4 protein-coding genes and 2 pseudogenes are annotated in these 5,856 nt (G+C 63.7%); all 6 read right to left on the reverse strand.

Going from position 1 to position 5,856, the window contains the following annotated elements; all coding sequences use genetic code 11:
* Positions 1-126: 126 nt before the first annotated feature.
* Positions 127-360, reverse strand: a pseudogene (locus tag D7X30_RS43920) (HEAT repeat domain-containing protein); the annotation flags it as partial.
* An 85-nt stretch (positions 361-445) separates the two neighbouring features.
* A complete protein-coding gene (locus D7X30_RS41175) occupies positions 446-1,231 on the reverse strand; it encodes an RDD family protein (RefSeq protein WP_370052132.1) in 786 nt (261 codons plus the stop codon).
* Between the two features lie 248 nt (positions 1,232-1,479).
* Complete coding sequence (locus D7X30_RS43925; RefSeq protein ID WP_120568446.1) at positions 1,480-1,680, reverse strand: DUF2381 family protein; 201 nt, start codon at positions 1,678-1,680, stop codon at positions 1,480-1,482.
* A 3-nt stretch (positions 1,681-1,683) separates the two neighbouring features.
* Positions 1,684-2,580, reverse strand: coding sequence for a GIY-YIG nuclease family protein (locus tag D7X30_RS41185; RefSeq protein ID WP_120568447.1), 897 nt, complete (start codon positions 2,578-2,580; stop codon positions 1,684-1,686).
* 906 nt (positions 2,581-3,486) lie between these two features.
* Positions 3,487-4,299 (reverse strand): integrase core domain-containing protein, encoded by an 813-nt coding sequence (locus D7X30_RS43930; protein WP_370052134.1) that lies wholly within the window; start codon positions 4,297-4,299, stop codon positions 3,487-3,489.
* Between the two features lie 99 nt (positions 4,300-4,398).
* Positions 4,399-5,721 (reverse strand): annotated as a pseudogene (locus D7X30_RS41195) (ISKra4 family transposase); the annotation flags it as partial.
* Positions 5,722-5,856: the final 135 nt, after the last annotated feature.

Below are 5,856 nucleotides of genomic sequence, written 5' to 3' on the forward strand. Positions count from 1 at the left end.
GCCGGACGGCGAAGTCTCCCTCTGGGCCGAGGCTCGCGGCCCGTCGCGCTGAGACGACTCACCCAGCAATCATTCGCAGAACCTCTGCGTCAACCTCGCTCTCGACGGGCTCGGGCGAGGACTTACCCCCAACTTCCAGGAGGCACACGCCTGCTCCGGCGGCAGCCACTTCTCCCCCGTGTCGGGGCCGTGGAGTTGCTGCAGCAGCGCAAGGCACGCGTCAGCCCCCTCGCAGCAGCCCTCCCATGTCCTGATGTCTTCCCGCTTCCACGGCCGGGAACACCCCAGGGACAGCGCCACCACCACGCACACGAGCCCGGCAAACCAGCGGGGACGCCCAGACTTCACTTCTCCCTCCATGTCATCGCCTCTCATTCTCCCCTCGCTGGGAAGGGACTCCGAACCCAACGCTTCAGCCAGTCACGAACCGCGCAGCGAAGGAGCGCTACGCTCGAGGAGCCTTCACGACGCGGGTGCCGGCCACCCAGTCGTGAAGGCATCGCCGCTCCTCCCCAACGAGGAAGAGCGCGTCCACGAGGCCCAGCCAGACGCAGTAGCCGCAGAGCGCCATCGGGAGCGCGTTCCTCAGCAAGGCGATCCGCCACACCTCCGCTGGAAGTCCGTCTCCGCGGACGACGCGTATCCCCAGGAGCCGCTTGCCGAGGCTCGCCCCAGTCCCTCGAATCAGGTTCGCCTGCACGAGCAACACGAGGAGCGCCGGGGCGTAGACGACCGGAGCCTTCATCGCCGCCTCGTCCGGAATGGCCAGGCACCGAAGCACGCCCAGGAACAGGGACGGGAGCAGGAGCGCAGCACCATCGACAAGGCATGCCGCGAGCCGGGCCCTGCGCGTCGCCAGCTCTGGAGCCGCATGAAGGCACCGAAGGCACAGGCCCGCCCCGGACGAGGCACAGAAGGCACACGTGAAGGTGCCGCAACGAGCACAGGCGATGGCGGCAGAGAAGCCTGGGTGCTCGGAGCACTGGGCTTCCAAAATCGATTCAAGGGCCTCGCGGAAGTCGGACATGGAGGGCCGCAGCACAGCTACGCCCGCCCCAAGGCGGCAAGTTCCTTCAGGGAAAATCTCCCGCCTGCACCGGTAAACACAACCCAATAGGTCTAGTTCACTAGAACCTCCGCGCCAACATCCTTGCCACTCCCAGGTTACCGCAACACCTGAGCCGGCCGATTGGTGGCCCACCCACTCGAGAGACGAGTCAGTGGAGCTCATCGCCCCAGGGCAGTTCCATCGAGGAGCAGCCCTACATCTGGCGGTAGAGTGGCCAACCTCAGTCACTGCTGCATGCGCGCGTCAAGACCACAGCAGACATGGCGTCAAGGCGAGTAAGCGAGGCGCCCGGCGAGCCGTCGGGCCCTCTCTGTTATCCTACGGGGCGCAGTTCCCCTGTCATGGAAAAGAGAAGGTCCGACGGCCCATTGGACTTGTCGGCCCCGTCATGACGCGCGTTTTGACGCAGCCTACACACATGAAACAGCGACCGCATTTGGGGTAGGCACAGCCTCGCAGCGGGGACGCACCTCGACCAGTTCCTTCTTCAGCTTGTCGGCAGAGTGAGCACGGCGACTCACCCAGGCCTGGCGGTCCACCTGCGTTGAGTCCGAGACGAGGGCGAGGGTAGCTTCCTTTGGCGCTACACCGTCCAAGAAGAGCACCCGCATTGGCTAATTGTCGTTGAGCCCGTAGTCCCGGGTGTGAAGCCTGACCTTCCAGCGAGTTTCAAGGTCGCACAGGTCTTCCTTCGTCATGTCGGGCGATACGCGCTCCAAGATGCTGAAGCGAAAGTTAGCAGGGTCACGCTTCTTGAGTTTCACGTTTCCACCGTGGCCGGTGTCCTTATAATTGAGCCACCTGCCCAGGAGATTCTCCTGGCCGCCAGCCGAACCGACGTAGCCCTGGCTGCTGGAAGTGTCGAAAATGAAGTAGATCCCGCGCCACTCCCTGAGTTTTATTTTCCAGCCTTGGGGGATCATCTTCAGTTCCGCCCAAGTGAGGCACACCTTGTTCCAGTCCGGCATCTCCGCTTCGAGGATGCTGAGCGGGTGGATGGCGACCACTTTCGAGAGGTTATTCTCGGCCAGCCTGAGAATGTTTCGTCCGGGCGGGATCTCGCAAACCAACCTGCCTTGCCACTCGGGAAAGAACGTCGTGACCCGCTCGAACTCGAACAAGAAGATTTCGTGCCTCTTCGTTCCTTTCATTCCGAGCGTGCGCAGTTCCTCCAGATGCGGGATCGACCAAAACCTGTCGCCGCGGATCATCGATCCGCCTTTCAGTGAGTAAAGGCCGACGAAGATGCTCTGCTCCTTGTCGTGCGCAATGAAGGAGGCAACATATGGTCGCCGCCTAATCAGTCTCTCAGTCTCTTCGCTGTGCGTCCGCTGATAGGCTTCGAAAACCTCAGGCCGTGTGGAAACAAGCCAGGGAAGCACCTTCCTCAATTTTGGTTCGCTCGGCGAATGGCGAAGCAGATGGACGTCGGCCAGGGGAATACCGTGCTTATCAAGAAGGTCGTTGAACTCAATGCCCCCGTAAATGCCAACATTTTGAATCACTTCCATCAGGCTCCCTCCAGCTTTCCGGAAATCTTGTCCCATCGGCCATCAAACTACTTTAACCGCTCGAGCTGTCGGCCCGAGATACGATGCCGACAGCAACCATCGGCCTATTTACCTGCCACGAGTTGGTTGTGCCTCCCCCAAACCCGGCCGCTGCGTCATGGAAGCGTCAAGGCAACCTCTGACAGTGCGTCAAAGCGAGCGAGGCGCGCACGGTCGTCGTTCTGCCTGGACGCAAGGTACGTGAGACAAGCACGTGGCACCAGTCCTCGCCCGCTGAGGGCTGAGCCCGTGGCAGATGCGGCCAGGTGCCAGCAACCCGGTTCTCGCAGCAGCCACAGGCAGCAAGCCCTCGATGCGCGTACGCCTGGGCGGGCAGGCCAGTTCAGCGCACGACGTGCGCCTCGCCCAAGAATGGCAACTTCTCCACCACGCCACAGACGGCATCCAGGGCTCATGGTCCGTCAGCGTCGGATGGAGGGCGGCGCTGCGTTGAGGCGGGAACCTCGCCAGGATAGATTACCGCCCGTAATTCTCGAACAGGCTCAAACTGCGTGTCGAGCCGGTGCGACGCGCAGCAAGCTACTGGCCATCTTTCGCGACAGGGCGCCGATCTTCGGGCGATTGGAGGCTCGGCATGCCTGCGTCCCGGTGTGTCTACCCAAAATTCAGTCGCTGTGTCATGAGTGCGTCAAGGCTGCGTCAAAACGTGCGTCATGACCGTGAGCGATCCGCATGACGAGCCGCTGGGGCCTCCCTTCCGTTTGATAGGGGTCGGAATTATGCCCGGCTCAGACCCCTCAACTCCTCTCTGCCTGCGTGCGGACACTCCCCAACCTTCCTGCGAACGCAGGTAGGCTGGCGCAGCACGCGCGGGTCTACGAGGGTGTTGTTGGAAAGACCGCGACTCTACGCAGCGCGGCGCTCGTACCTGTGGTGGAGCCCGAAGACTTCCCGTAGCTCTATCACCTTGGCTCCATGCTCCGGGCCCTGCACCTTACGCGTCTCGGGCGCATCTTTCCCGAGCGACAGGTGAGTCCGGCTCGCATTGTAGTAGCGCTGGTACTCGCGCAGCAGGCGCCGAGCGTGGGCTTCGTTCAGGACGACGACATGGTCCAGCAGCTCCCTACGTATCGAGCCGATGACTCTCTCCGCATAGGGATTCTGCCACGGACACCGTGCTGCACTCGGCACCTCGCGAATCCCCAAATGGGTAAACGTGGCGCGAACACCCTCCGAGTAGATCTTGTCCCTATCTCGGTGCAAGTACCTCGGAGCACTGGTCCAGGGAAAGGCCTCTCGCATCTGCTGCTTCGTCCATTCTTCCGTCGGGTGCGCTGTCACATTGAGGTGGAGGATTCGCCTGTCTCGGTGACTCACAACCACAAATCCCAACAGCACTCCAAACGTCGCAGTCGGAATGACAAAGAATTCCATCCCCGCGGACTCCGCCAGATGCAAACGCAAGAAGTTCCGCCATGTTGGTGACGGTTTCGGCGCCCCCCTTCCCGGTCTGGGCATGTACCGAGCGACCGTTGTCTGACCAACCTCCATCCCCAGTTTCTGTAACTCCCCGTGAATGCGCGGGGCACCCCATGTTGGATTGGCTTCGGCCATGCGCCGAATCAACGCGCGCAGTTCCGGAGTTGCCCGAGGCCGCCCCAGCCGACTCCGGGACTTCCAGCGCCAGAAGAGCCGAAAGCCCATCCGATGCCACTTCATCACTGTCGCCGGCTGCACAAAGCACAGTGGCCTCCGCCACCCCTGCCAGAGGCGTTGGAGAACGACCCAGAAGAGGCGGGGGTGTGGCTCCCATCCTGATCACGCGGCGCGCTGCACCTGAGCGCGCCGTGGCGCGAGCAAGAGAGCCATGGCTGCATCCCAACGGTCCGAGAGCACCAGCGCGCGGAGGTCCAGGATGTGCTGACCGGACTCCTCCTTCCAACGGGCACCTGGGCGCTTCATGCGCAGGGCAACCAGGGACTTGCAGGTAGCCTCCACGTTGCCGCTGCCGATGGGCAATCCCAGCCACCGTGCCTCGGCATAGTGCATCCGCTCGCCATGGTTCTCCAGGTAGGTGAGTGCCTCGTGCACCGGTCGACGGTCTGCGAGGACGACGTCCCGCTTGCCGGAGGCGTGCAGCGCACTGGCGATGGTCCACACCGCCCCGGGTGTGTTGAGCAGGGAAAGCTTCCACTTCTCACACAGCACGGAGGCGTGCTGTCTACCTGCGACCACGAGGGATGCGGCCCCGAGCTTCTCCATCAGGTGCCAGAAGTCCACCAGACGCACTACCTGGCGGGCCACGAGAGCGTGAGCGGCGAGGGCCTCGTCCAGCAACACGTGCAACTCGGGAGCGCCATCGGTGAGGACGACGACATGCAGGCCGGGCTGCCTGGAGACCAGCGCCTGGACATCGCGGGCCAGACGCTCGGCCAACTCCCGGGCATCGCTCTGGGGCATGCGGCCGTAGCGGACAGTGCCCAGCGCTTCGCCCCGCGCATCATGGAAGGTGAGGCAGGCGGTGTAGGCCATGCGCCAGACGACGTCCACCGGGCGCTTGGGCGCGCCCTGGCGAGGCCGTCCCACGGGCCGCTTCTTTGGCTCCTCCATTGGCACCGACACCCGGTCCACGCTGACGCTCACGCTGTGCACGCCTTCGGGCGCTGCCTGGGTCTCGGCCAGCGCTGCCTCCACCCGAGGCCGCTGGTGCCCGTACAGTCCGCCCACCTCGTGGCCCACTCGCTCGAACGAGGAGCGGCAGTAGCGCAGCACTCCCACCTGCTGCGCCGTCGCTTCCGCTTCGCGCGAAGTACTCCGCGCCAGCAGGTACGCCATGGGCAGCGCCGCCTCGGGCAACCAACCGTCGGCCACACACCCTGTCTGCACGCTGATGGTGTCCACCGTGGGGCCATTGCGTACGCCCACCCGCCGGTAGAGGCTTCGCTCTATTTCGACGGGCCCTTGCCTTGTCTTGTACGTCGCCGGGTACCGGCCGACGCGGACATAGGGCTGACCTTGGATGAGGACTCGGGCCGCGTCGATGTCGAGCCCTCGAAGCAACCTCCGTTTCATCAACCGCTCCGTCTGCTCCGCTCCCGCATTCACCTCCTGCCACGCGACGTCGAACGCAGCCAGCTCCCCCGCCTTCGGTACCTCCTCGCCCGACCCCGTCGTGACGGGAGGAGGATGACGTGCGGAGGTGAGCGCTCGATTCGAAGCAGGAGGAGCGCGTGGGCATGGAGTTGAAGGAGCTGGCAGCGAAGCTGAAGCAGGAGG

It is taken from the genome of Corallococcus sp. AB011P (assembly GCF_003611605.1).
GTDB classification, from domain to species: Bacteria; Myxococcota; Myxococcia; order Myxococcales; family Myxococcaceae; genus Corallococcus; species Corallococcus coralloides.

Bases quoted from the DNA above. Each gene is read 5' to 3' on its own strand.
- D7X30_RS43925 (WP_120568446.1), bottom strand. From the start codon at position 1,680: ATGCGGGTGCTCTTCTTGGACGGTGTAGCGCCAAAGGAAGCTACCCTC.
- D7X30_RS43930 (WP_370052134.1), bottom strand. From the start codon at position 4,299: ATGAAGTGGCATCGGATGGGCTTTCGGCTCTTCTGGCGCTGGAAGTCC.
- D7X30_RS41185 (WP_120568447.1), bottom strand. From the start codon at position 2,580: ATGGAAGTGATTCAAAATGTTGGCATTTACGGGGGCATTGAGTTCAAC.
- D7X30_RS41175 (WP_370052132.1), bottom strand. From the start codon at position 1,231: ATGAGCTCCACTGACTCGTCTCTCGAGTGGGTGGGCCACCAATCGGCC.